The organism is Allobosea sp. UNC402CLCol, from assembly GCF_000745475.1.
GTDB classification, from domain to species: Bacteria; Pseudomonadota; Alphaproteobacteria; order Rhizobiales; family Beijerinckiaceae; genus Allobosea; species Allobosea spartocytisi.
The window spans coordinates 672,917-696,435 of the sequence record NZ_JQJJ01000009.1 but is presented as its reverse complement, the minus strand read 5'-3'; the positions used below and the strand labels follow the sequence as shown (position 1 = coordinate 696,435).

Genomic DNA, 23,519 nt, shown 5'->3' with positions numbered 1-23,519 from the left:
CGTCACTCCGCGAAGGTCAGGTGCAGGTTGAGATGGCGGTCGATCCGGGCGCGGGCGCCGAGGGGGATCGCGACGGTGGTGTCCTCCTGCGCCACCACGGCCGGGCCGGCGAAGCGGCTGCCGGGCTTCAGCTCGGCGCGGCGATAGAGGCCGACCGCGCGGCGGGCACCGCCGGTATGGACCGCGATCTCGCGTTCGGGCTCTGCCTGCTCCTCGACCTCATCCCATTCGGGGAAGGTCAGCGCCGGGCCGGCGCCGATGGCCGAGAGGCGTAGGTTGACGATCTCGACGCGGCCCTGCGCATCGTCGAAATCGTAGATGCGTGCATGCGTCAGGTGGAACTCCCGCGCGATCGCTTCGGCGTCGCCGCTCTCCAGCCAGACGGGCTGCAGCGGAACCTCGATCTCGTAGCTCTGGCCGACATAGCGCATATCGGCCGAGAGCCTGAGATCGGCCGGTCCGGCATGGCCCTGGGCGGCGAGCCAGGCGCGTCCGTCCTGCACCATCGCGGCGAAGGCCCGGCTCAGCTCCGGCAGCACACCCGGCGACAATTCGGCGAAGAGCGTACGCACGAAATCGCCGCGCAGATCGGCGACGAGGCCGCCCAATGCCGAGACGACGCCGGGACGGCGCGGCGCGATCAGCCGGGTCATGCCGAGCTCGCGGGCGAGAAAGGCGCCGAGCATCGGGCCGCCCCCGCCGAAGGGCATCAACGTGAAATCCTTGAGATCGACGCCGGCCCGCGACGAGAGCTTCTCGACCTCGACGAACATCTCGGAGACGGCGATGTCGAGGATGGCCTGGGCGGCCTCCTCCACCGAGCGGCCGAGTGCCTCGGCGAGGCGCCCGACGGCGGCGCGGGCGAGGCCGATATCCATGCTGAGCTGGCCATAGGCCATCTCGCTATGGCCGAGCCAGCCGCAGACCACCATCGCGTCCGTCACCGTCGCCTGCTCGCCGCCGCGGCCGTAGCAGGCGGGCCCCGGCGTCGAGCCGGCCGATTCCGGGCCGACGCGCAGCACGCCCTGACCGTCGACCGAGGCGATGGAGCCACCGCCAATGCCGATCGAGCTGACCGAGACGGAAGGGATATAGAGCGGGAACTCGCCGATCATCTCGCCGGTGCCGTATTGCGCCTCGCCGTCGATGATCAGGGCGAAATCGGCGGAGGTTCCGCCGATGTCGAGGGTCAACACACGCTTCTCGCCAGCCTGCCGCGCGAACCAGGCCGCGCCGATCACGCCCGAGGCCGTGCCCGACAGCAGCATGGAGACGCAGGCGCGCTTGCCCTCGGCGGCGTTCATCACGCCGCCATTGGACTTGGTGAGCAGGCAGCGCGCGGGCACGCCGCGCCCCTCCAGCCGCTCTTCCAGCGCCGAGAGATAGCCGGCGATGCGCGGATGGACATAGGCGTTGAGGATCGCCGTCGTCGTGCGCTCATATTCGCGGATCACCGGCCAGACCTCGGCCGAGGTGAAGACGAAGAGCTCGGGCGCGAGCCGCGCGATCTCGGCTTTCACCGCCTCCTCCTGAGTGCCGTCGCGCCAGGCATGCAGAAAGGCGACAACGATGCCGACGGCGCCGCGCGCCTTGGCCGAAGCCACCGCGGCGGCAACCGCAGCAAGATCGGGCTTGACCGTCTCGCGGCCGTCCGAGCGCATCCTGGCGGGGATGCCGAAGACACGGTCGCGAGTGATGAGCTGCTCGGGGCGGGAGCAGAACAGGGAATAGACTTCGGGCATGCGCAACCGGGCGAGCTCGATGACGTCCTCGAAACCGGCATTGGTGAAGAGCGCGAGCGGCACGCCCTTGCGCTGGATGACCGTGTTGACGCCGACCGTGGTGCCGTGGACGAAGCGCGTCACGGCGGTGGCATCGAGCCCTTCGCGCTCGGCCAGCAGCGTGAGGCCCGTCATCAGCTCCGCGCCCGGATCGTCCGGCGTCGTCAGCACCTTGAGCGAGGCGACGCGGCCGCTGCGCGCTTCCAGGGCGCAGAAATCGATGAAGGTGCCGCCGATATCGACACCGATCTTCCAATCCGCGCCGTCGCCCATATCTGTGCCGAGCGCTGTCCCGCCTGCCATGTCCATGCCTCTCCTGTGCCGACCCGGAAGCTGGCATGGGCGACGCTGCCCCGTCCAAGAGACAAGCCGGGCAGACGCATAAGCCGGACTTATGCCCTCGACGGCAGCCGCCTTGTGCCATGTCCATAGGCGGCGCTTATGGCCTTCGCGCCAACGCGTCTTTGACTGGAGTTCCGGGGGGCGGCAGCTTCGGAGGATGGACGACCTGCCGCCTCGGCGCGGCGAGAGGCGGATATGGACGTGATCGTGCTCGGCGGCGGCCTGATGGGAACCGCCTCCGCCTATTTCCTGGCCCGGCGGGGCTTGCGCGTGACGCTGCTCGAGCGCGGCCGGGTGGGAACGGGAGCGACCGTCGCCTCCTTCGGCAATATCCGCCGCACCGGCCGCCATCTCACGCAACTGCCGCTGGCGCATCGCTCCCGCGCACTCTGGGGCGAGGCCGCGCGCATGCTCGGGCGCGACGTCGAGTTCCGCGCCACCGGCCATCTGCGCCTGATCTTCGAGGAGGACGCGCTGGCGGATATGCGCGCCTATGCCGAAGCCGCGCGTCCCTGGGGGCTGGAACTGGAAGAGCTCGGCGCCAACGAGATCCGGGCACGTTTTCCCGGTCTCGGGCCGGGCGCGATCGCGGCCTCGTTCTCCCCGCAGGACGGGTCCGGCAATCCGCGGCTGATCGCGCCCGCCTTCGCCGATGCGGCGCGGCGGCTCGGCGCCAGCATCGTCGAGGATTGCGCGGTCACCGACCTCAAGGCGACGGCGGCGGGCTTCCGCGTCACCACCGCCAAAGGCGTGTTCGAGGCGGATCGCCTGCTCAACACGGCCGGCGCCTGGGGCGCAGCCATCGCCGCCCGTTTCGGCGAGCCCGTGCCGCTGACGCCGCGCGGCCCGCAGATGGGCGTGACGGAACCCCTGCCCCACCGCGTCCTGCCCGTGGTCGGCATCTGGAGCCGCCAGCATGGAGCGGACGGCTATTTTCGACAGGTCGAGCGCGGCAACATCGTCTTCGGCGGCGCGGCCGAGCGCGTTGCGGTCGATCTCGAACCCGGCCATGCCAAGGCCGACCCGGCACGCCTGCCGGCCCAGTTGCGCGCGCTCGTGCGCCTGCTACCGGCGCTGGCGAATGTCGCGGTGATCCGAACCTGGTCGGGCTGCGAGGGCTATCTCGCCGATATGCTGCCGGTGATGGGCCCCTCCGCCACCACGCCGGGCCTGTTCCACGCCTTCGGCTTCAGCGGGCACGGCTTCCAGCTCGGCCCCGGTGTCGGCGACACCATGGCCGAGCTGATCGCGACGGGCACGACCGAGATCCCGCTGCACGATTTCCGCATCGAGCGCTTCGCGGCGGCTTCCGGGACAGCGGCACAGGGCTGAACGCTGCGCTCTTCGGCACGGCGCGCCGGGCGGTCCACCGCAAAGCCCCGGTGGATGCGGGCTTCCCAATCCCTGAGCGACTATCGCACCGGTGATGGCCGCCTCAGGCCGCACGGTTCAACCGATATATCCGAAAATCTCCGGGATCGACGCGGCAAACGGAGCCCGCGAACCCGAACAGCGCACGGCTTCACCCGCCGCCATCTCGCGGTTGATTTTCGCTTCTGGTCATCGTACTGGTCTTACCAGCAATAAGAACGGTGATGTCAGGGATGGATGCTCAAGGTGCCGACAGCGCGTCGGGGTTCGAGCGCGTCTTCGCCTATCTGCGGGAGCGGCTGCTCGACGGCACGCTGAAGCAGGGCGAGCGGCTCATGGCCGAACGCGAACTGGCCGCGCAGCTCGGCGTCAGCCGGCCGATCGTGCGCGAAGCACTGCGCGCCCTGCACATGCTCGGCATCGTCGAGATCCGCGAACGCGTCGGCACCATCGTGAAGCGGCCGGACGCCTCGATGCTGAAGGACTTCTTCACGCTCGCGCTCGCCCAGCAGGCCGACCTCATCGACGACGTGATGGAGGCGCGCATCGCCATCGAGTGCCAGGCCGTGCGCCTGGCCTGCGAGCGCGCGACCATCGCCGATTTCGAGCGGCTGCAACGCGCGCTCGTCCGCATCGGCGAGACCATCGACGATGCGGATGCTGGCGGCGACGCCGACTTCGAGTTTCACCGAGCCATCGTGCTGGCCTCGCGTTCGCCGACGCTCGCAGTGCTGCATGAATCCATGTCGACGCTGCTGGCGCGCTCGCATCGCAGCCGCCGCGAGCTCGTCCAGCGGTTCGGCTCGATGAAGACTTACCTGATCGACGACCACAAGCGCGTCTTCGACACCATCGTCGGGCGCGATCCCGACCGCGCCGAGGTGACCCTGCGCCGCCATTTCGCGATCGGCGACGAATACCGCCGCCGCGCGGTGACCGGTGAGGGTGACCGATCGGAGACGCGGAGCGCCTAGCGAAACCAAGGCGCCGATTTCATCAAAACAATGCCGAAAGAGCAGGTTATGGGACGGAACGAAACGGGCAGCGTCGGCTTCATCGGCCTCGGCACGATGGGGCGCGAGATGGCGCGCAATCTCATCAAGGCGGGGCATCGGGTCACCGTCTACGACGTCCTCGACGAGGCGGTCACCGTGCTGGCGGCCGAGGGCGCGAAGCCGGCTGCGAGCCCGGCCGAGGCTGCGGCGGATGCCGATATCGCCATCACCATGCTGCCGGATACGCCACAGGTCGAGGATGTCGTCTATGGCGAGGACGGCCTGCTGGCCGCGCCGCCGCGCGGGCGCCTGATCGTCGACATGAGCACGATCTCGCCTGCCGCCGTCCGCCGGATGCATGCCGATCTCAAGGCGACGGGCACCGATTTCGTCGACGCGCCGGTCTCAGGCGGCCCGATCGGTGCGAAGACCGCGACTCTGACGATCATGGCGGGCGGCGAGGCGGCGGCCTTCGCCAAGGCCGAGCCGTTCTTCCGGGGCATGGGCACGACCATCACCCATGTCGGTGCGCCGGGCGCCGGCCAGGCGGTCAAGCTCTGCAACCAGTTGATCTGCGGCATCAATATCCAGGCGGTCTGCGAGGCGATCGCGCTCGGCCGCGCCTGCGGCGTCGATCTCGATCAGATGCGCTCCGTGCTGCTCGGCGGCTCGGCCGCGTCCTGGATGCTCGACAAGCTCGGCCCCGCGATGATCGCGGGTGATGCCGGGGCGGGCTTCCGCATCGACCTGATGCTGAAGGATCTGCGCCTCGTGCAGGAACAGGCGCAGGCGCTCTCGGTGCCACTGCCGGGCACCGCGCTCGTCACCAGCCAGTACATCGAGGCGCGCGCCCATGGCGAAGGCGGGAACGGCAACCAGGCGCTGTTTCGCGTCTATGACCGCATGACGAACCGGGCCTGACGGCGGCGATGGGGCTCCATCTCGACTTCTCCGTCGTGCTCGAACGCTGGCCGCTCTTCCTCGACGGCGCGGCGATGACGCTGAAGCTCGCCTTCATCGCGATCCTGACCGGCGGCGCGATCGGCACCTTCTGTGCCATCGGCCGCGGCAGCAGCAACCGCTTCATCGCCGGGCTCTGCGCCGCTTACGTCGAGACGATCCGCAACACGCCGCTGCTCGTCCAGATCTTCCTGGTCTATTTCGGGCTGGCCAGCATCGGCTTCAAATTCTCGGCCTTTTCCGTCGCGGCGGCCGCGCTCGCCATCAATGTCGGCGCCTATACGGCCGAGATCATGCGGGCGGGCTTCGAGGCGATCCCGCCCAGCCAGATCGAGGCGGCGGAGGGGCTCGCCCTCTCGCGCGTCCAGATCTACTGGCACGTCATCCTGCTGCCGGCGATCGAGAAGGTCTATCCGTCGCTGACCAGCCAGTTCGTGCTGCTGATGCTGGCGTCCTCGGTCACCTCGCAGATCTCCGCCGAGGAGCTGACGGCGGTCGCCAACTACGTCCAGTCCGACACCTATCGCGCCTTCGAGACCTATATCCTCGTCGCGCTCGCCTATATCGCGCTCTCGCTCGTGCTGCGTGCTGCCTTCTGGGCGCTAGGGCAGGTTCTCTTCCCGCGCCGCCGGCGCCTCGGCACGCCGCTTTAGGGGAGCGATCATCATGGGCGGCTCCCTCAATGCGAACCATCTCCTCTTCCTCGGCCAGGGCGCGCTCTGGACGATCGGGCTATCGATGATCGCGCTGATCGGCGGCGGGGTCGTCGGCTTCCTGATCGCGCTCGCCCGGGTCTCGCCGAGCAAGGCGGTGCGGCTGCTCAGCGGCGCCTATGTGCAGCTCGTCCAGGGTACGCCGCTGCTTGTGATCATGTTCCTCGGCTATTTCGGCCTCTCCGCGCTCGGCTTCGCGATCACGCCGCTCTGGGCCGCGGGAGCCTCGCTGACGATCTATGTCGGCGCCTATTTCGGCGAGATCTGGCGCGGCTGCATCCAGGCCGTGCCGCGCCCGCAATGGGAGGCGGCGGAAGGGCTGGCGCTCAGCCGCACCCAGCGCATGCTCAAGGTCATCCTGCCCCAGGCCATGCGCATCGCCACGCCGCCGACCGTGGGCTTCATGGTGCAGATCATCAAGAACACCTCGCTGGCCTCGGTCGTCGGCTTCGTCGAGCTCGCCCGCTCCGGCCAGATCATCAACAACTCGCTGTTCGAGCCCTTCCTGATCTACGCGATCATCGCCCTGATCTATTTCGCGCTCTGCTTCCCGATCTCGCTCCTCAGCCGGCGTCTCGAACGCCGCATGGGCGTCGGCCGCGCGAAGCTGATGCCGGCCTGACGAGATTTGAAAGCCATGAGCCAGGAACGCCCCCAGGAACACCTCATCGTCGAACGCCCCATCGTGGTGCTCGACAAGGTCCATAAGAGCTTCGGCGCGCTCAAGGTGCTGGACGGCGTCAGCTTCACCGTCGAACGCGGCGAGGTCCTGGTGCTGATCGGCCGCTCGGGCTCCGGCAAGAGCACGGCACTGCGCTGCATCGACCGCTTCGAGAAGATCGATTCAGGTGAAATCCGCGTCTGCGAGCACCGCGTCGATGCCGTGGACATCGATCTTCGAGCGCTGCGGCAGGATGTCGGCATCGTCTTCCAGAGCTACAACCTGTTCCCGCACCTCACCATCGAGCAGAACATCACGCTGGCGCCGGTCTCGGTGAAGCGGATGAGGAAGGCCGAAGCACGCGAGCTCGCCAAGGCGATGCTGGCCAGGGTCGGCCTCTCCGAGAAGCTCGACGCCTATCCCGAGCAGCTCTCCGGCGGCCAGCAGCAGCGCGCGGCGATCGCCCGTTCGCTCGCGATGCAGCCCAAGGTGATGCTGTTCGACGAAGTCACCTCCGCGCTCGATCCGGAGCTGACCGGCGAGGTGCTCAAGGTCATCGAACAGCTCGCCGCGGACGGCATGACCATGGTGATGGTCACCCATGAGATGGGGTTCGCGCGAGGCATCGCCGACCAGGTGGTGTTCATGCATGCGGGCAGGGTCCACGAGGCCGGAAGTGCCTCGATCCTGTCGGCTCCGGCCACGCCGGAACTCGCCCAGTTCGTCGGAACCGGGCTCTAACGACCAAAAAGAAGGGAAGGAACCAAGGATGAAACGCTCTCTCACGCTTGCCCTGCTGGCGGCGACGGCCCTGGCCTGCGCCGGCCAGGCCGCCCGCGCCGACCTGCTCGACGACATCATGAAGGCCGGCAAGATCCGCATCGCGACCGATCTCGCGATCCCGCCATCGGGCATGATCGACGGAGCCATGAAGCCGACCGGCTCGGATGTCGAGACCGCCGAGCTTCTCGCCAAGGATTGGGGCCTTCAGCTCGAATTCGTTCAGACCACGGGCGCGACCCGCATCCCCAACGTCCAGACCAACAAGGCCGACATCATCATCTCGACACTGTCGGTCACGCCCGAGCGCGCCAAGGTGATCGACTTCTCCAAGCCCTATGCCGCGCTGCAATCGGTGGTGGGCTGCCTGAAATCGGTCGAGGCGAAGAGCTGGGACGATCTGAAGGGCAAGACGATCGCGGTCTCGCGCGGCACCACGCAGGACACGACGCTGACCAACATGAAGGAGCGCGACCTCAAGCTCGCCCGCTACGAGGACGATGCGACGATGGTCACGGCGGCCGTCTCCGGCCAGGCCGATTGCGTCGCGAGCTCGGCGACGATCGTCTCGCAGATCGGCGTCAAGGCGCCGGCGCGGCCCTTCGAGCCCAAGGTCTCGATCACCAATTTCGACCTCGCCATCGGTGTGAAGAAGGGCGAGCCGAAGCTGATCGAGAAGCTCGACGCCTGGGTCGAGCAGAACCTCAAGAACGGCAAGCTCAACGCGATCTACAAGAAGTTCCACGGCACCGACCTGCCCGCGAACATGCGCGGCTGATCCCTACCGAGCCGGCGCTCGCCATGGGCGCCGGCCCTTCGCTCCAACCACCACAGGATATCCCATGCGCCTCGTCATCGGCTCCGACCATGCCGGCTGGTCCCTCAAGCAGCACGTCATCGACCACATCACATCGCTGGGCCACGAGGTCGTCGATGTCGGCTCCCACGACGACCAGCCGGTCGATTTCCCCGACATCGCCCGCGAGGTCGCCCGCAAGGTCACGTCCGGCGAGGCCGAGCGCGGCATCATGGTCTGCGGCACCGGCGTCGGCGCCTCGATCGCCGCCAACAAGATGAAGGGCATCCGGGCGGCCGTCTGCCACGACATCCATTCCGCCCATCAGAGCGTCGAGCATGACGACGTCAACGTGATGTGCATCGGCGCCAAGATCGTCGGCCCCTGGCTCGCCAGCGACCTGATCTCGTCCTACCTCGCCGCCGAATTCTCGACCGACGAGGATTTCCGCCGCCGCGTCGAGAAGCTCCACCAGATGGACGCCGAAGGCTGAGACCGGATCCGGGAGCGAAACGATCCCGGTTTCCGGCTCCACGGACAGCGATCCAGCGGCGCGGGCCGCCGGCATCGGCGCCTCTTTTCTTGCGGCCGGCTTGCGGCCGGCCCGCCTGCTCCGGATCCGGCCGGATCGCTCCGGGCCGAGCCCGATCGACCCGAAAAAGCCGCCGGGCTGCCACGTTTCATTCAAATACCGTTCAGCCTGATGGGCACAGCCTCGTTTACGGCGATCTTTCGCGGGAGGCTCCCATGTCACTATGGCGCATCGTTTGCGGCCTGTTTTTCGCAGCCGCTCTGCTGGGCGGCCCGCCCGCGCACGCGCAGTCATCGGAAAAGCGAATCGCGCTGGTCATCGGCAACGGCGCCTATCCGGACGGCGCGCTGGCGACGCCGGCCAACGATGCCGGCCTGATCGCGCAGACGCTGCAGGCCGCCGGCTTCGATGTGGTCGGCGCGCGCGACCTCGACACCGCGACCCTGCGCTCCTCCCTGCGCGAGTTCCTCGACAAGGCAGCGGCATCGGGCCCCGATACCGTCGCCTTCGTCTACTATGCCGGCCACGGGCTTCAGTTCGAGGGCGAGAACTATCTCGTTCCCGTCGATGCCCGCATCGCACGCGACGCCGACGTGCCACTCGCCGCCATCCGCCTGACCGATCTCGTCAGGCCGCTGGCGACGCTGCCGCTGAAGGCGCGGATCGTCGTGCTCGATGCCGCGCGCGCCAATCCGTTCGCCCGCTCGGGCCAGCCGCTGGCGGGGGGCCTCGCGCTGATGCAGCCCGATCCCGGCTCGCTGATCGCCTTCAATGCCGCACCCGGCACGATCGCACCCGAAGGCAAGGACTACAGCGCCTACGCCACGGCGCTGTCGGAGATGATCAAGCAGGGCGGCCTGCCGCTCGACGATCTGTTCGAGCGCGTGCGCCTGCGCACCAGCGAACTGACGGGCGGCGCCGAGGTGCCCTGGCAGGCCTCGAAGGTGCAGGTGCCTTTCCTGTTCTTCGAGCGCACCAGCGCCGCTCCGCCGGACCAGAACCGCTTCGTCGAGCTTCGCGACAAGCCGATCCGGGGTTTCGACGCGCGCGACGCCTATCTCGCCGCGCTGACCCGCGACACCATGCGCGGCTATCAGGACTTCCTGGCCGCCTATCCGGGCGATCCGCTGGCGAAGCGCGTGCGCGCCATCCTGGCCGCCCGGCGCGAGGCCATCGTCTGGCGCGAAAGCGCCGTCGCCGACACCCCGGAGGCCTACTGGTCCTATCTCGGGCGTTATCCGCGCGGCCCTCATGCCGGCGACGCGCGCCGCCGACTGGCCCATTTCGCCGTCGCCTACGAGCCTCCGGCAGCCTTTGCCGCGCTCTCCTACGACGTGCCTCCACCCCCGCCCGACGAGATCGTCTATGTCGAGCGGCCGGTCGTCTATTTCGCCGATCCCGTCTACGAGCTGCCGCCCCCGCCACCGGTGCCGATCGTCTTCCTGCCGCCGCGGCCCGTCTTCTATGTCGATCTGGCGCCCCCACCGCCGCCCATCGCCGCCTTCGTGCTGCCGATCCCCATCTATCATCCGGTGCCGCTCTGGGTGGAACGCCCGGCCTATGTCGTCCCGCCGCCCGTCAATGTCGTCAACGTCAACATCCACAACACCGTGGTGGTGAACCCGGCCTCGCAGAGCGTGGTGGTGACGAGCCCGCAGGGCCAGTCCCTGCCTCCCCTACCGCCTACGGTGACGGGCGGCGCCCCGGCAGCGGCGCCGCCGGCAGGGGGACCGGCGCCGGCTCCCGCCTCGGGCCTCCAGCAAATGATCCAGGCGCATCCGGTCGCTTCCGCCGCGATCGCGGCAACCGCCGCCGCGCTGCCGGCCGCCGCCCTGTTGCGCGCCCGGCAACAGCAGGCGCAGCCTCCGCACGCCGCGGCGCCGGCCGCGACGGGGCCCCAGCCCGGTGCGCCGCAGGGCTCGCCCGCCACCATCGGCCAGCCACGTCCCGGCCAGCCACCCGCCGGCGGCCCCGCGCCTTCGGCCGCGGCTCCCGCCGGTGCAAAGCCTTTGCCGGCGCCGGGTGCCTTGCCCGCCGCTCCCGGCAACACGGCCCCGGCGCAGCATCTCGCCACACCGCCGCAGACGCCTCAGACGGGTCGCCCCGGCGCGCCGCCGTTTGCGACGGCCCCGCAGACCGCGCCCTCGCAGGCTTCGGCCGGCGCGAAGCCTCTGCCGGCGCCGGGTGCCTTGCCCGCCGCCCCCGGCAATACGGCCCCGGCGCAGCATCTCGCCACACCGCCGCAGACGCCTCAAACGGGTCGCCCGGGCACGCCGCCGGTTGCCACGGCTCCGGCCGGTGCAAAGCCCCTGCCCGCGCCGGCCGCCCTGCCCGCCGCTCCCGGCAACACAGCCCCGGCGCAGCATCTCGCCACACCGCCGCAGACGCCTCAGACGGGTCGCCCCAGCGCGCTGCCGCTTGCGACAGCCCCACGGACCGCGCCCCAGCCTGCCCAAATTCCGCAGACGAATGCGGCCGACGCGGCGCAGCGTGCGGCGGCGCAGCAGGCCGAGCGCCAACGCGCCCAGCAGGCCGCCACCCTGCAGGCGCAGCAGCAACGCGCGGCGCAGGCTGCCCAGCAAAGGGCGGTGCAAGCGCAGCAGCAACAGCGTGCCGCACAGGCGCAGCAACAGCAGCGGGCCATGCAAGCCCAGCAGCAGGCTCAGCAAAGAGCCGCCGCGCAGGCCTCGCAGCTTCAGCAGCAGCGCGCGGCGCAAGCGGCTCAGCAAAGGGCGATGCAAGCTCAGCAGCAACAGCAACAGCGTGCTGCGCAGGCCGCCCAGCAGCGGGCCGCGCAAATGCAGCAGCAAGCTGCGATGCAGGCCCAGCAACGCGCCCAGATGATGGCCCGGCCGCGGGCACCGCAGCCTGCCCATGGTCCGCAGCCCCAGCACCGGCCGCCTTGCGAGCCCGGCAAGCCGCAATGCCGGTGAGGGGTACGCCGGGTCCCGAAATCGATGCGCGGCGGCCCTCGCCGCGCAGAATCCGAGGGAACCATCAAATCTTGGTGCTCCCGACACGGAATGTCGGAAGCATCATCCGCGATACGGATCACTCCGGATAACGCATCACAGCAGCCATTCGGGATTTCCCATCGATATCAAGGGACAAGCCGGTCGAACAGGAGAGCCCCCGCGCCGCTCGCGCCGACAGGACGGTTGGCACGGAACCTGCCCTACGCGCTGCAACCCGTGACGTGCGAGGTGCGGCGCCCTTGCTTCGGCGAGCGACGCTCCTTGCCCCGTATCGGCCACGAAACCGTATCGAGTCAGACGAGCGCATTTTCAAGCGAGGCGGACACCGGTTCGCGTGAAGAAAATGCGAGAAAACAAAGAGGTAGAGCAATTCGGCGGCGCTTGAAAACGCGGAATTCCTCTAGCCCCCAGCATCATGGGCAGTCGCAGGTTCGGGAATGAACATACTCAAGGTCGTGCAAGAGATCGTGGCTGGACAGATCAGCCGCGATCCCGCGGAGATCACTGAAAAGACCAGCCTCGAAGAGGCCGGATACGATTCTCTCGACGTGCTCGAAACGATCTTCGCAATCGAAGAGCGCTTCAAGATCCGCGTCCCCTTCGATGCCAACGACCCCAGGGTCAAGGAACTGAAGACGGTCGGAGACATCGCCCGCATCGTCGAGTCGGCCCTGGGCGAGAAAGCGCCGGCGTGACACGGAGACGCGTTGCGATCACCGGCCTCGGCGCGATTTCGCCGGCCGGGCCGACCATGCCGACGACCTGGGAACGCATCGTGGCCGGGGACAGCGCCATCGGGCCGCTGATGCTGCCGCAGATGGACGAGCTTCCCTGCCCGATCGCCGCCCAGATCCATGACTTCGACCCCGACGCCCATTTCACCGCGAAGCGGTTGGGGTCACTCGACCGGATGTCCCAGTTCGCCGTCGTGGCGGCGCGCGAAGCGGTCGCCGATGCGGGGCTGGAGCCGGACGACGCGACGCTCGCCCAGGCGGATGTCGTCGTCGGCGTCAGCGTCGGCGGCATGACCACGCTGGACGACAGCTTCCAGCGCCTTTACCGCGAGCAGCGGCGCTCGGTTCACCCGCTCACGATTCCGAAGCTGATGGCCAACGCGCCGGCGAGCCAGATCTCGATGGATCTCGGCCTGCACGGCAACACCTTCGCCGTGGCGAGCGCCTGCGCATCGGGAACGCACGCCATCGGCCTGGCCTACCGCGCCGTCCTCCATGGGGATTGCGACATCGCGATCACGGGCGGCTCGGAGGCTTCGATCACGCCCGGCACGATGACCGGCTGGAGCGCGCTGCGCATTCTGTCGCGCGACACCTGCCGGCCGTTCTCGCGCAACCGCAGCGGCCTGGTGCTCGGCGAAGGCAGCGCCATCCTCGTCCTCGAGGAATGGGAGCATGCCATCGCCCGCAAGGCACGCATCTATGCCGAGCTGGTCGGCTTCGGCGCCAATGCCGATGCCGGCGACCTGACCTCCCCCGATCAAGCGGGGGCGGAAGGGGCTATGCGGCGCGCACTGGCGAGCGCTGGACTCGATCCGACGGCTATCGACTACATCAACGCGCACGGCACCGGCACGCTGATCAACGACGTCGTCGAGAGCCGGGCCATCCGCGCGGTCTTTCCGAGCGAGAAGCTGCCTCCGGTCTCCTCGATCAAGGGCGTTCTTGGCCATTGCCTGGGCGCGGCCGGGGCGTTCGAGGCGCTGGCCACGGCGCTCGCGCTGCACCACCAGATCGTTCCCCCAACGGCCAATTGCACGGAACCCGACGCGGAATGCGGGCTCGACGTCGTCCCGGAGGGCGCGCGGCAGGCGGTGCTGCGCCATGCGCTGTCGAATTCCTTCGCCTTCGGCGGCCTCAACGCGGTGCTGGCGTTCGGCCGCAGCGCGTGAACGGCGGCGGCCGAGCCTAATCCTTCACGGGACCGCACCAGCCGGCCAGGTAACTGGCCTCCTGGCCCTTGGCCAGTTTCAACGCCTTCTTGAGCGCCTTCTCGAAATCCGCATCGACGAGCTTGCGCCCTATGCGTCTGCGCAGGAAATCCGCCCAGAGGAACTCGGAGTAAGGGGTGACGTCCTTGGCGAAGCCACCGAGGCGGCGCAATTCGCCGGCAAGGGAACGATAGGGATCGTCCTCGAGCCTCTCGATGCGCTTCGGCATCAATTCGATGCTACGGCGGCGGCCTTCGCTGTCATAGGGGTGAGCCCAGTTCCGGTGCTCGCAGACGACCCAGAAGGCCGCCGTCGAGAGCCATGAGACATCGGCGATGACGTTGACGAAAACCTGCTTCTGACCCTCGTCGTGCAGGGCCCGGACGAGATGATGGTGATCGATGATGTAGAGGCGCGCCTTGGGCCCCTTGATCGCCGGGATCATGTGGCTGCCGAGGAACCCTTCCGCACGGCCTCCCTCCCGCTCCCTCCAGCTCTGGCGCTTGGCCTCGACCTCCCGGAGGCCCACGGTCATCTGCGTGGGGCGAAGATCGGCGATCGGAACGGAGTGGAGGACGGGTTCCCGCAGTGACATGACCTTGCTCCAAAGCCGCCGCGGCAACATTCTCGACGGATCTGCCGCAATGTCGAGAGCCAAGCCGGCACGCCAGCCGCACTGGCATGATTCCTGATAGGGCGACGCCGGATCACTCGATGGGAACGACTGAAAGGCATGGTGCCCACTCTGCGCATCCTCATCGTCGACGCGAACCAGGTCAGGGCCGCCATCATCGAGGAAGGCCTGCGGGAAGCGGGCTACCAGCACCTGATCCGCATCGCCGCGACGACGGGACTGGTCGCCGCCATCGAGGCCCATGATCCCGACGTCGTGGTGATCGACCTCGAGGATCCCAGTCGCGACGCGCTGGCCGACATGTTCCTCGTCAGCCGGCATATCCGCCGGCCGATCACCATGTTCGTCGACCAGTCGGATTCCGCCTCGATCGAGGCCGCGGTCGAGGCCGGCGTCTCCGCCTATATCGTCGACGGGCTGAAGAAGGAGCGGATGCAGCCGATCCTGCAGACCTGCATCAGCCGCTTCAACGCCTTCCGCCGGCTGCGCGAGGAGCTCGACGAGGCCCGCTCGCAACTGGAGGACCGCAAGACGATCGACCGCGCCAAGGCCATCGTCATGCGGCTGAAGGGCCTCTCCGAGGAAGAGGCCTACGCGCTGATGCGCCGGACCGCGATGAACGAGAAGCGCAAGCTCGTCGATATCGCCCGCTCCCTCATTACCGCCGCGGAGATGCTCAAATGACGACGCTGCACCTGCGTGTCGGCTTCATGCCGCTGGTCGATTGCGCGCTGGTCGTGCTGGCGAAGGACGAGGGCTTCGCCGAGGCCGAGGGGCTCAATCTCGAACTGGTGCGGGAGGTCTCCTGGTCGAATCTGCGCGACAAGCTGAATGTGCGCCTGTTCGACGCCGCCCATATGCTCGGCCCCGCGGCAATCGCCGCAACGCTGGGCATCGGCGGGGTCAAGGCCCCTATGGCGGTGCCGATGGCGCTCAATCGCGACGGCGCCGCGATCACGGTCTCGGTTCGGCGCTTCGAGGAATTGTCGCGCCTGGCCGAGGGCGATATGGCCGATACGGCCGTCTCGGCCCGCGCCCTCGCGGCCATGGTCGCGCGCCGCAAGGCCGCCGGGCTGCCGCCGTTGACGCTGGCCGCCGTCTTCGGCTTCTCGATGCATATCTACCTGCTTTGCGAATGGCTGGAGAAAGGCGGGCTCAGGCTCGGCGAGGATATCCGCTTCGAGGTCGTCCCGCCGCCCCAGACCGTCGAGGCCCTCGCCAGCGGACGGATCGACGGCTTCTGCGCCGGCGCGCCCTGGAATTCGGCGGCCGTGGCGGCCGGCGTCGGCGCGATGGTGCATGCCAGCGTCGACCTGCGGCGCGACTGCCACGACAAGGTCCTGGCCTGGCGCGCCGACGACGTGCACAGGCGCCCGGCCGCCGTTGCGAAGCTCGGCGCTGCGATCCTCAAGGCCAGCGCCTGGGCCTGCCGGCCCGAGAATTTCACCCGCATGGCGCATCACCTCTCGGCCCCGGACCGGCTCGCGCTGCCCGCCCCGCTGATCGAGCGCATCCTGCATGGCGAGCTGATCCAGGGCGCCAACCGGCCGCCCAGGCTGATCGAGCGCTTCATCCGCTTCGACCAGGAGGCGCTGCGGCCCGCTTTCGACGATGCCGAATGGGTCCTGGCCGGGATGGAACGCGCCGGCCAGATCGTCGCGACGCCGCAGATGCGGGAGATCGCCGCCGGCGTCTTCCTCCCAGCCTCTTTTGAAGGCATTCTTTCCGCAAGCGAAGTTTCGCCTAAAAAATAGGCTCTTGCGCTTCCATTGTGCGACGCAACAAGGCAATTGCGCCGCCGTCCGCATCTCCCCGAATTCGCAAACTGTTGCAATTCAAAGCCGGCCCCATGGCGGAACGGTTGGCACGATCCTTGATACATCTGCCGTGACGCGGCCAACGCTGCCCGCGCCACCCCCGATCCGGAAGACACAGCAACGTCGCTGTCGAAATGCGCCTGGCAAGGCGTCTTTCGCGCGGCGTTTTTCGCGTTCGGGGCCGGCTCCAGGGCAAGCGGTTTTCAGCAACCGAGAGGCGATCGATGACGCAGAGCTCCAAGACCAGGATCGGGATGACCGCATTGGCGCCGGCAGGTGCCAGCCGCCGCCGCTTCCTGCAACTGTCCGGCACGGCCGCGCTGCTGGCGGCGGCGAAGGCCGCCCTGCCGTCGGGCGCCTTCGCGCAAGGGACCGGACCCGAGGTCAAGGGCACGCGCCTCGGCTACATCGCCCTGACCGACGCCTCGCCGCTGATCATCGCGAAGGAGAAGGGCCTCTTCGCCAAATACGGCCTGCCCGACATGGACATCGCCAAGCAGGCCTCCTGGGGTGCGACGCGCGACAACATGGCGCTCGGCTTCAAGGCGAACGGCATCGATGGGGCGCACATCCTCTCGCCCAAGCCGTATCTCTACACCACCGGCAAGGTCATGCAGAACAGCCAGCCGCTGCCGATGTACACGCTGATGCGGCTGAACGAGGACTGCCAGGGCCTGTCGGTCTCCAACGAATACAAGGAACTGCCGGTCGGAACCGATTCCTCCGCGCTGAAGGAGGCCTTCGCCAAGAAGCGCGCGGCCGGCAAGGAGGTGAAGGTCGCCATGACCTTCCCTGGCGGCACGCACGACCTGTGGATCCGCTATTGGCTCGCCGCCGGCGGCATCGACCCGGACAACGACCTCGCGACCATCGTCGTGCCGCCGGCCCAGATGGTGGCGAACATGAAGGTCGGCACCATGGACTGCTTCTGCGTCGGCGAGCCGTGGAACGAGCAGCTCGTCAACCAGGATATCGGCTTTACCGCCGCCACCACCGGCGAGATCTGGTTCAAGCATCCCGAAAAGGCGCTGGGCATGCGCGCCGACTTCGTCGACGCCAATCCCAAGGCCACGCAGGCCATCATGCTGGCCACGATGGAAGCCCAGATCTGGTGCGAGAAGATGGAGAACAAGCAGGAGATGGCCGAGATCATCGGCCGTCGCCAATGGTTCAACGTTCCGGTGCCGGACATCATCGGCCGCATCAAGGGCGACATCAATTACGGCCGCGGCAAGGTCGCCAAGGGCACGAACCTGCTGATGAAGTTCTGGGGCGAAGGCGGCTCGGTCTCCTATCCCTGGAAGAGCCTCGATACCTGGTTCGTCACCGAGAACATCCGCTGGGGCAAGTTCGAGGCGAACACCGACATCAAGGCGCTGGTCAACAAGGTCAATCGCTCCGATCTCTGGCTGGAGGCCGCCAAGACGCTCGGCGTCGCAGGCGCCCCGACCTCGGATTCGCGTGGCGTCGAGACCTTCTTCGACGGCATGAAGTTCGATCCTGCGGCGCCGATGGACTACCTCAAGGCGCTGAAGATCAAGCGGATCGCCTGACGCATGGCCGAGCCGCTGATCATCGTCGGCAATGGCATGGCCGCGACGCGGCTGGTTGACGAGCTCAGCCAGCACGCGCTCGGGCGCTATTCCATCGCGGTGATCGGGGACGAGCCGCGCCTCGCCTATAACCGCGTCCTGCTCTCGCCGCTGCTGGCTGGCGAGATCGGCGAGCCGGAGATCGAGCTCAAGCCGGCCCCCTGGTGGCGGGCGCGCGGCATCTCGACCTTCTACGGCCGGCCGGCCCAGACCATCGACCGCGCAGCGCGGAGGGTGACCCTCGCCGACGGGCTGACGCTGCCCTATGGCAAGCTCGTGCTCGCGACCGGCTCGACGCCGCTCAGGCCGCCCTTCCCCGGCAGCGACCTCGCCGGCGTCGCGACCTTCCGCGACACCGCCGATGTCGGCACGATGCGGGCCTATGCCCAGCGCGGCGCCCGGATCGTGGTCATCGGCGGCGGGTTGCTGGGGCTGGAAGCCGCCTATGGCCTTTCCCGAGCGGGCGGTGCGGTGACGCTGCTGCATCTGGTCGACCGCCTGATGGAACGCCAACTCGACCACGAAGGCGCAGGACTGCTTGCGGCAGCGATGGCCGCGCGCGGCATCGATGTGCGACTGGGAGCAGAGACGAAAGGTTTCGTGGGCCGCGACCATGTCGAGGCTGTCATGCTGACCGACGGCACCGAGATTCCCGCCGATCTCGTGGTCATCGCCATCGGCGTGCGCCCGAATACCGGCCTCGCGCGGGCTGCTGGCTTGAGCGTCGGGCGCGGCATCCTGGTCGATGACGGGCTCTCCACCGACGATCCCGCCATCTTCGCCATCGGCGAATGCGCGGAGCATCGCGGCCTTGCCTATGGGCTGGTCGAGCCGGCCTATGAACAGGCGCGCGTGCTGGCCGCCCGGCTCGCGGGGCGGGAGGGCGCCTATCAGGGCTCGCTGCTCGCGACCAATCTCAAGGTCTCCGGTGTGGGCGTCTTCTCCGCCGGCGAGTTCGAAGCCGGCGACGGCGCCGAGACCATCGTGCTGCGCGATCCCAGCGCCGGCATCTATCGCAAATTCGTGCTGCGAGACGGACGCCTCGCCGGCTGCGTGCTCGTCGGCGACACGCAAGGCGCGCTGTTCTATCTCGGGCTGATCCGCTCGGGCCAGGACATCAGCGCGATCCGCGCCGACCTGCCCTTCGGCGAGAGCTACTGCGTCAGGGAAGCCGCCTGATGCGCCATGACGCCCCCCTCGCCCCGGCCGCGACGCGCACGACCTGTCCCTATTGCGGGGTCGGCTGCGGCGTGCTGGCGACGCCGGACGGGCTTGGCGGGGCCGCGATCGCGGGCGATGCGGAGCATCCGGCCAATCGGGGGCGGCTCTGCTCGAAGGGTTCCGCACTCGGCGAGACGCTGGGACTGGGCAGCCGGGTGCTGCATCCCCTGAAGCGCAACCCCGCTGGCAGCTATGACAGGGTCGGCTGGAACGAGGCGCTCGACGGCGTCGCCAACGGGCTGCGGAGCATCGCCGCATCGCACGGGCCCGAGGCGATCGCCTTCTACCTCTCCGGCCAGCTCCTGACCGAGGATTATTACGTCGCCAACAAGCTGATGAAGGGCTTCATCGGCTCGCCCCATGTCGACACCAATTCGCGGCTGTGCATGTCCTCGACCGTCGCGGCGCAGCGTCGGGTCTTCGGCTCGGACACGGTACCCGGCGCCTATGAGGATTTCGACGGCGCCGACCTGATCGTCCTCGTCGGCTCGAACACGGCCTGGTGCCACCCGGTCCTGTTCCGGCGGATGCAGGACAACCGTCAGGGGCGCGGCGCGCGCCTCGTCGTGCTCGATCCGCGCGTCACCGCGACGGCGGAGGATGCCGACATGGTGCTGGCGCTGAGGCCTGGTTCCGACGCAGCACTCTTCGCGGGGCTGCTTGTCCATCTCGCCGGGCGCGGCCTCGTCGACCGCAGCTATGTCGCGCGCCATGTAGCGGGCTTCGACGAGGCGCTCGCCAATGCGTCCGGGATCGCCCCAGACATCGCCGCGGTTTCCGCCGCCACCGGCCTGCAGGAGGAGCAGATTGCGGCCTTCTACGAGCTTTGGGCCAGCACACCGCATGTCGTGACGGCCTGGAGCCAGGGCGTCAACCAATCGGCGCAAGGCACGGACAAGGTCACCGCGATCCTGAACTGTCATCTCGCGACGGGGCGGATCGGACGGCCCGGCTGCGGTCCCTTCTCGCTCACCGGTCAGCCGAATGCGATGGGCGGACGCGAGGTCGGCGGGCTCGCCAACATGCTGGCCGCCCATATGGGTTACGCTCCCGAGGACATCGACCGCGTGCGCCGCTTCTGGCAGGCGCCGAACATCGCTCGCCGCGAGGGGTTGAAGGCCGTCCAGATGCTGGACGCGGTCGCTGAGCGCCGCATCCGCGCGATGTGGGTGATGGCGACGAACCCCGCCGCCTCTCTCCCGGACGCAGACAAGGCCCGCGCCGCGCTCGCCGGGCTCGATCTCTTCATCGTCTCCGAGAACGTGCTCTCGAACGATACGGTCGCGGCGAAACCGCACTACATCCTGCCGGCCGCGGCCTGGGGCGAGAAGGACGGCACCGTCACCAACTCCGAACGGCGGATCTCGCGCCAGCGCGCCTTCCTGCCGCTGCCAGGCGAGGTGAAGCCGGACTGGTGGATCGTCTGCGAGGTGGCGAAGCGTCTCGGCTTCGGCGCCGCCTTCACTTACACCGGCGCGCACGACATCTATGCCGAGCACGCGGCGCTGTCGGCCTTCGAGAACGACGGCAGGCGCGATTTCGACATCGGCGCCCATGCCGGCCTCGACAAGGCCGCCTATGACAGGCTGCGGCCGGTGCAGTGGCCAGTACCAGTGCAGCGGCGCGACGGCACCGCTCGGCTCTTCGCCGATGGCGGCTTTTTCGGCCCCGAGCGCCGCGCGCAGATGCGCCCGCTCGCCGCGCCGAAGCTCGCCTCGGACACCGATGGCACCTTCCCTCTGCTGCTCAACACGGGCCGCGTTCGGGACCACTGGCACACGATGACGCGGACCGGGCTCAGCCCCCGGCTCAGCGCCCATATCGCCGAGCCTTCGGTTTCCGTGAATCCGGCCGACATCGCGCGTTTCGGGCTGATCGAGGGCGGCTTCGCACGGCTCGCCAGCGCCCATGGCAGCGCTGTGCTCAAGGTCTCGGCCGATGAGGGCGTGGCCCAGGGATCGCTGTTCGCGCCGATCCATTGGTCCGGAGAAACCGCCTCCGACGCGCGCATCGGAGCGCTGGCGCAGCCGTTCTGCGACCCCTTTTCCGGCCAGCCCGAAATGAAGGCGACGCCGGTTTCGATCGCGCCGGTCGCCTATCGCTTCGAGGGCTTCGTCCTGTCGCGCGAGCCCTTCGCGCTGCCTGCGGAAAGCTGGTGGGCACGGCTCGCGGTGCAGGGCGGCGAAGGCCGGCTCTTCGCCACCGACTCGGCCATCGATGCCCTGGCGGCGCTGATGCGCGACCACTTCGACGCTCATGAGATGACCGAGCTGATCGACCGCGACGGCGGCAGCTATCGCTGCGCCGTGCTCCGCGAAGGCCGGCTCGCGGCCGCCCTCTTCCTCGCGCCGGCGGGCCGCGCCCCGCTCTGGGACACGGTCAAGGCCGTCTTTGCCGATCCCGCCGCGACCGTGGAGAGCCGGCTCGCCCTGCTGTCCGGACGCAGCCCCGGCGGGAGCGATCCCGGTCCGACCGTCTGCGCCTGCTTCGGCGTCGGCCTGAACGCGATCCGCGCCGCCTTCGAGGCCGGCGCGACGACGGCCGAGGAGATCGGCCTGCAACTCAAGGCGGGCACCAATTGCGGTTCCTGCCTTCCCGAAATCCGCCGCATCGGGGCGCGGCCACGCGCCAGCGAGGCGGCATGACGCATGCGACGCAAGAGCTCGGTCAGAGGAGAGACTGGAACATGGGTCAGCCTGTCTTGAAGGACACGATCGCGGGCGCGACAGTCGTCACGCTTCCCGGCAAGCCGCCGGAGGTCGTGTCGCTGCCGGCCGCGACGTCGAAGCCGCTGGGGGCGAAGCTGGCGGGTTGGGCGAAGGCGGCGATGGTCAATCTGCTGCCGCCGCTGATCACGGTGGCCCTGATCCTGCTGTTCTGGCAGCTCGCCGCGCATGGACCGCAATCCTCCCTGCCGACGCCCACCAAGATCTGGGAAGAGGCGAAGGACCTGATCGTCGAGCCGTTCTACTGGGCGGGCTCGCAGGATATCGGGCTGGGCTGGCGCATCCTGGTCTCGCTGCAGCGCGTCGCCATCGGCTTCAGCCTGGCGGCCGTGGTCGGCGTGCTGCTCGGCGCGCTGGTCGGCCAGTCCGTCTGGGCGATGCGCGGGCTCGACCCGGTCTTCCAGGTGCTGCGCACGGTTCCACCGCTCGCCTGGCTGCCGCTCTCGCTCGCCGCCTTCCGCGACAGCCAGCCCTCGGCGATCTTCGTGATCTTCATCACCGCGATCTGGCCGATCATTATCAACACGGCCGTCGGCATCCGCAACATTCCGCAGGACTATCGCAATGTCGCGAAGGTGCTGCGGCTGAACCAGGTCGAATTCTTCTTCAAGATCATGGTGCCTTCGGCCGCGCCCTACATCTTCACCGGCCTGAGGATCGGCGTCGGCCTGTCCTGGCTCGCCATCGTCGCCGCCGAAATGCTGACCGGCGGCGTCGGCATCGGCTTCTTCATCTGGGATGCGTGGAACTCCTCCCGCCTCTCCGACATCATCGTGGCGCTGGTCTATATCGGCGTGGTCGGCTTCCTGCTCGACCGCCTCGTCGCCCTTCTCGGCCATGTCGTCACCCGCGGCACCGCGACCCATTGAGGGCTTGAACGATGAGCTATCTCAAGATCGACCACGTCGACAAAAGCTTCCAGCGCGGCGCCGCCACGACGGAGGTGCTCAAGGACATCAGCCTCGTCATCGACAAGGGCGAGTTCGTCTCGATCATCGGCCATTCCGGCTGCGGCAAGTCGACCCTGCTCAACATCGTCGCGGGGCTGACCCCGGCGACGAGCGGCGGCATCCTGCTCGAGGGCAAGGAGGTCAATGCGCCCGGCCCGGACCGCGCCGTGGTCTTCCAGAACCATTCGCTGCTGCCCTGGCTCACCGTCTACGACAATGTCGCGCTCGCCGTGAACAAGGTCTTCGGCAGCTCCAAGAGCAGGGCCGAGCGGCATGGCTGGATCATGCACAATCTCGACCTCGTCCAGATGGCCCATGCCAAGGACAAGCGGCCGGCCGAGATCTCCGGCGGCATGAAGCAGCGCGTCGGCATCGCGCGGGGGCTCGCCATGGAGCCGAAGATCCTGCTGCTCGACGAGCCCTTCGGCGCGCTCGACGCGCTGACGCGGGCGCATCTGCAGGATTCGGTGATGCAGATCCATGCCGCGCTCGGCAACACGATGATCATGATCACCCATGACGTCGACGAGGCCGTGCTGCTCTCCGACCGGATCGTGATGATGTCGAATGGCCCCTCCGCCCGCATCGGCGAAGTGCTCGACGTGCGGCTTGCCCGCCCGCGCAAGCGGCTGGAGCTGGTCTCTGACCGCACCTACATCGGCGCGCGCGAGGCGGTGCTGAAATTCCTCTACGAACGCCACCGCTTCGTCGAGGCGGCGTGACGACGC

At 68.5% G+C, this 23,519-nt stretch carries 20 protein-coding genes; 18 read left to right on the top strand and 2 right to left on the bottom strand.

What is annotated here, in order from left to right; genetic code table 11:
- Window positions 1–2: 2 nt before the first annotated feature.
- Complete coding sequence (locus tag GY40_RS10525; RefSeq protein WP_081925336.1) at window positions 3–2,084, bottom strand: hydantoinase/oxoprolinase family protein; 2,082 nt, start codon at window positions 2,082–2,084, stop codon at window positions 3–5.
- 234 nt (window positions 2,085–2,318) lie between these two features.
- Here GY40_RS10525 and GY40_RS10520 point away from each other — a divergent pair, with 234 nt between their 5' ends.
- The 11 genes from GY40_RS10520 to GY40_RS10465 all read left to right on the top strand — a co-directional run bounded on the left by GY40_RS10520 (window position 2,319) and on the right by GY40_RS10465 (window position 13,812).
- Window positions 2,319–3,455, top strand: coding sequence for an NAD(P)/FAD-dependent oxidoreductase (locus GY40_RS10520; protein ID WP_038361592.1), 1,137 nt, complete (start codon window positions 2,319–2,321; stop codon window positions 3,453–3,455).
- Window positions 3,456–3,727: 272 nt separating this feature from the next.
- Complete coding sequence (locus GY40_RS10515) at window positions 3,728–4,468, top strand: FadR/GntR family transcriptional regulator (protein ID WP_038361589.1); 741 nt, start codon at window positions 3,728–3,730, stop codon at window positions 4,466–4,468.
- A 48-nt stretch (window positions 4,469–4,516) separates the two neighbouring features.
- Window positions 4,517–5,410 (top strand): NAD(P)-dependent oxidoreductase, encoded by an 894-nt coding sequence (locus GY40_RS10510; RefSeq protein ID WP_038361586.1) that lies wholly within the window; start codon window positions 4,517–4,519, stop codon window positions 5,408–5,410.
- Between the two features lie 8 nt (window positions 5,411–5,418).
- Window positions 5,419–6,102 (top strand): amino acid ABC transporter permease, encoded by a 684-nt coding sequence (locus tag GY40_RS10505; RefSeq protein WP_038361584.1) that lies wholly within the window; start codon window positions 5,419–5,421, stop codon window positions 6,100–6,102.
- Window positions 6,103–6,115: 13 nt separating this feature from the next.
- Window positions 6,116–6,784 (top strand): amino acid ABC transporter permease, encoded by a 669-nt coding sequence (locus tag GY40_RS10500; RefSeq protein WP_038361581.1) that lies wholly within the window; start codon window positions 6,116–6,118, stop codon window positions 6,782–6,784.
- Between the two features lie 15 nt (window positions 6,785–6,799).
- On the top strand, window positions 6,800–7,564 hold the full coding sequence (locus GY40_RS10495) for an amino acid ABC transporter ATP-binding protein (RefSeq protein ID WP_051987748.1): 765 nt from the start codon (window positions 6,800–6,802) through the stop codon (window positions 7,562–7,564).
- Window positions 7,565–7,592: 28 nt separating this feature from the next.
- Complete coding sequence (locus GY40_RS10490) at window positions 7,593–8,381, top strand: transporter substrate-binding domain-containing protein (protein ID WP_038361579.1); 789 nt, start codon at window positions 7,593–7,595, stop codon at window positions 8,379–8,381.
- Window positions 8,382–8,445: 64 nt separating this feature from the next.
- Complete coding sequence (gene rpiB / locus GY40_RS10485) at window positions 8,446–8,892, top strand: ribose 5-phosphate isomerase B (protein ID WP_038361576.1); 447 nt, start codon at window positions 8,446–8,448, stop codon at window positions 8,890–8,892.
- A 254-nt stretch (window positions 8,893–9,146) separates the two neighbouring features.
- Entirely contained in the window at window positions 9,147–11,864 is a 2,718-nt protein-coding gene (locus GY40_RS10480; RefSeq protein WP_051987747.1) for a caspase family protein, read from the top strand.
- 479 nt (window positions 11,865–12,343) lie between these two features.
- On the top strand, window positions 12,344–12,601 hold the full coding sequence (locus GY40_RS10470; protein WP_038361573.1) for an acyl carrier protein: 258 nt from the start codon (window positions 12,344–12,346) through the stop codon (window positions 12,599–12,601).
- Window positions 12,598–13,812 (top strand): beta-ketoacyl-[acyl-carrier-protein] synthase family protein, encoded by a 1,215-nt coding sequence (locus GY40_RS10465; RefSeq protein WP_038361570.1) that lies wholly within the window; start codon window positions 12,598–12,600, stop codon window positions 13,810–13,812. Before GY40_RS10470 ends, GY40_RS10465 begins: the two co-directional genes overlap by 4 nt.
- A gap of 16 nt (window positions 13,813–13,828) precedes the next feature.
- On the opposite strand, the gene GY40_RS10460 is transcribed toward GY40_RS10465, so the two are convergent.
- Window positions 13,829–14,446: a ParB-like protein gene (locus GY40_RS10460; protein ID WP_038361568.1), complete on the bottom strand. Its 618-nt coding sequence runs from the start codon at window positions 14,444–14,446 to the stop codon at window positions 13,829–13,831.
- Between the two features lie 138 nt (window positions 14,447–14,584).
- Between GY40_RS10460 and GY40_RS10455 the strand changes: the two genes are divergently transcribed.
- The 7 genes from GY40_RS10455 (at window position 14,585) to GY40_RS10425 (ending at window position 23,513) form a co-directional block, all read left to right on the top strand.
- Window positions 14,585–15,169: an ANTAR domain-containing response regulator gene (locus GY40_RS10455; RefSeq protein WP_038361565.1), complete on the top strand. Its 585-nt coding sequence runs from the start codon at window positions 14,585–14,587 to the stop codon at window positions 15,167–15,169.
- On the top strand, window positions 15,166–16,239 hold the full coding sequence (locus GY40_RS10450) for a CmpA/NrtA family ABC transporter substrate-binding protein (RefSeq protein WP_051987746.1): 1,074 nt from the start codon (window positions 15,166–15,168) through the stop codon (window positions 16,237–16,239). Before GY40_RS10455 ends, GY40_RS10450 begins: the two co-directional genes overlap by 4 nt.
- Before the next feature lie 287 nt (window positions 16,240–16,526).
- Window positions 16,527–17,855 carry a CmpA/NrtA family ABC transporter substrate-binding protein gene (locus GY40_RS10445; RefSeq protein WP_051987745.1) on the top strand — a complete coding sequence of 443 codons (1,329 nt, stop codon included), beginning with the start codon at window positions 16,527–16,529 and terminating at the stop codon, window positions 17,853–17,855.
- A gap of 3 nt (window positions 17,856–17,858) precedes the next feature.
- Entirely contained in the window at window positions 17,859–19,073 is a 1,215-nt protein-coding gene (locus GY40_RS10440; protein WP_051987744.1) for an NAD(P)/FAD-dependent oxidoreductase, read from the top strand.
- Entirely contained in the window at window positions 19,073–21,760 is a 2,688-nt protein-coding gene (locus GY40_RS10435) for a nitrate reductase (protein ID WP_038361562.1), read from the top strand. The genes GY40_RS10440 and GY40_RS10435 overlap by 1 nt, the downstream gene beginning before the upstream one ends.
- Window positions 21,761–21,801: 41 nt before the next feature.
- A complete protein-coding gene (ntrB, locus tag GY40_RS10430) occupies window positions 21,802–22,710 on the top strand; it encodes a nitrate ABC transporter permease (protein ID WP_038361559.1) in 909 nt (302 codons plus the stop codon).
- Between the two features lie 11 nt (window positions 22,711–22,721).
- Window positions 22,722–23,513, top strand: a complete 792-nt coding sequence (locus tag GY40_RS10425) for an ABC transporter ATP-binding protein (protein ID WP_038361557.1) — start codon at window positions 22,722–22,724, stop codon at window positions 23,511–23,513.
- Window positions 23,514–23,519 lie beyond the last annotated feature (6 nt).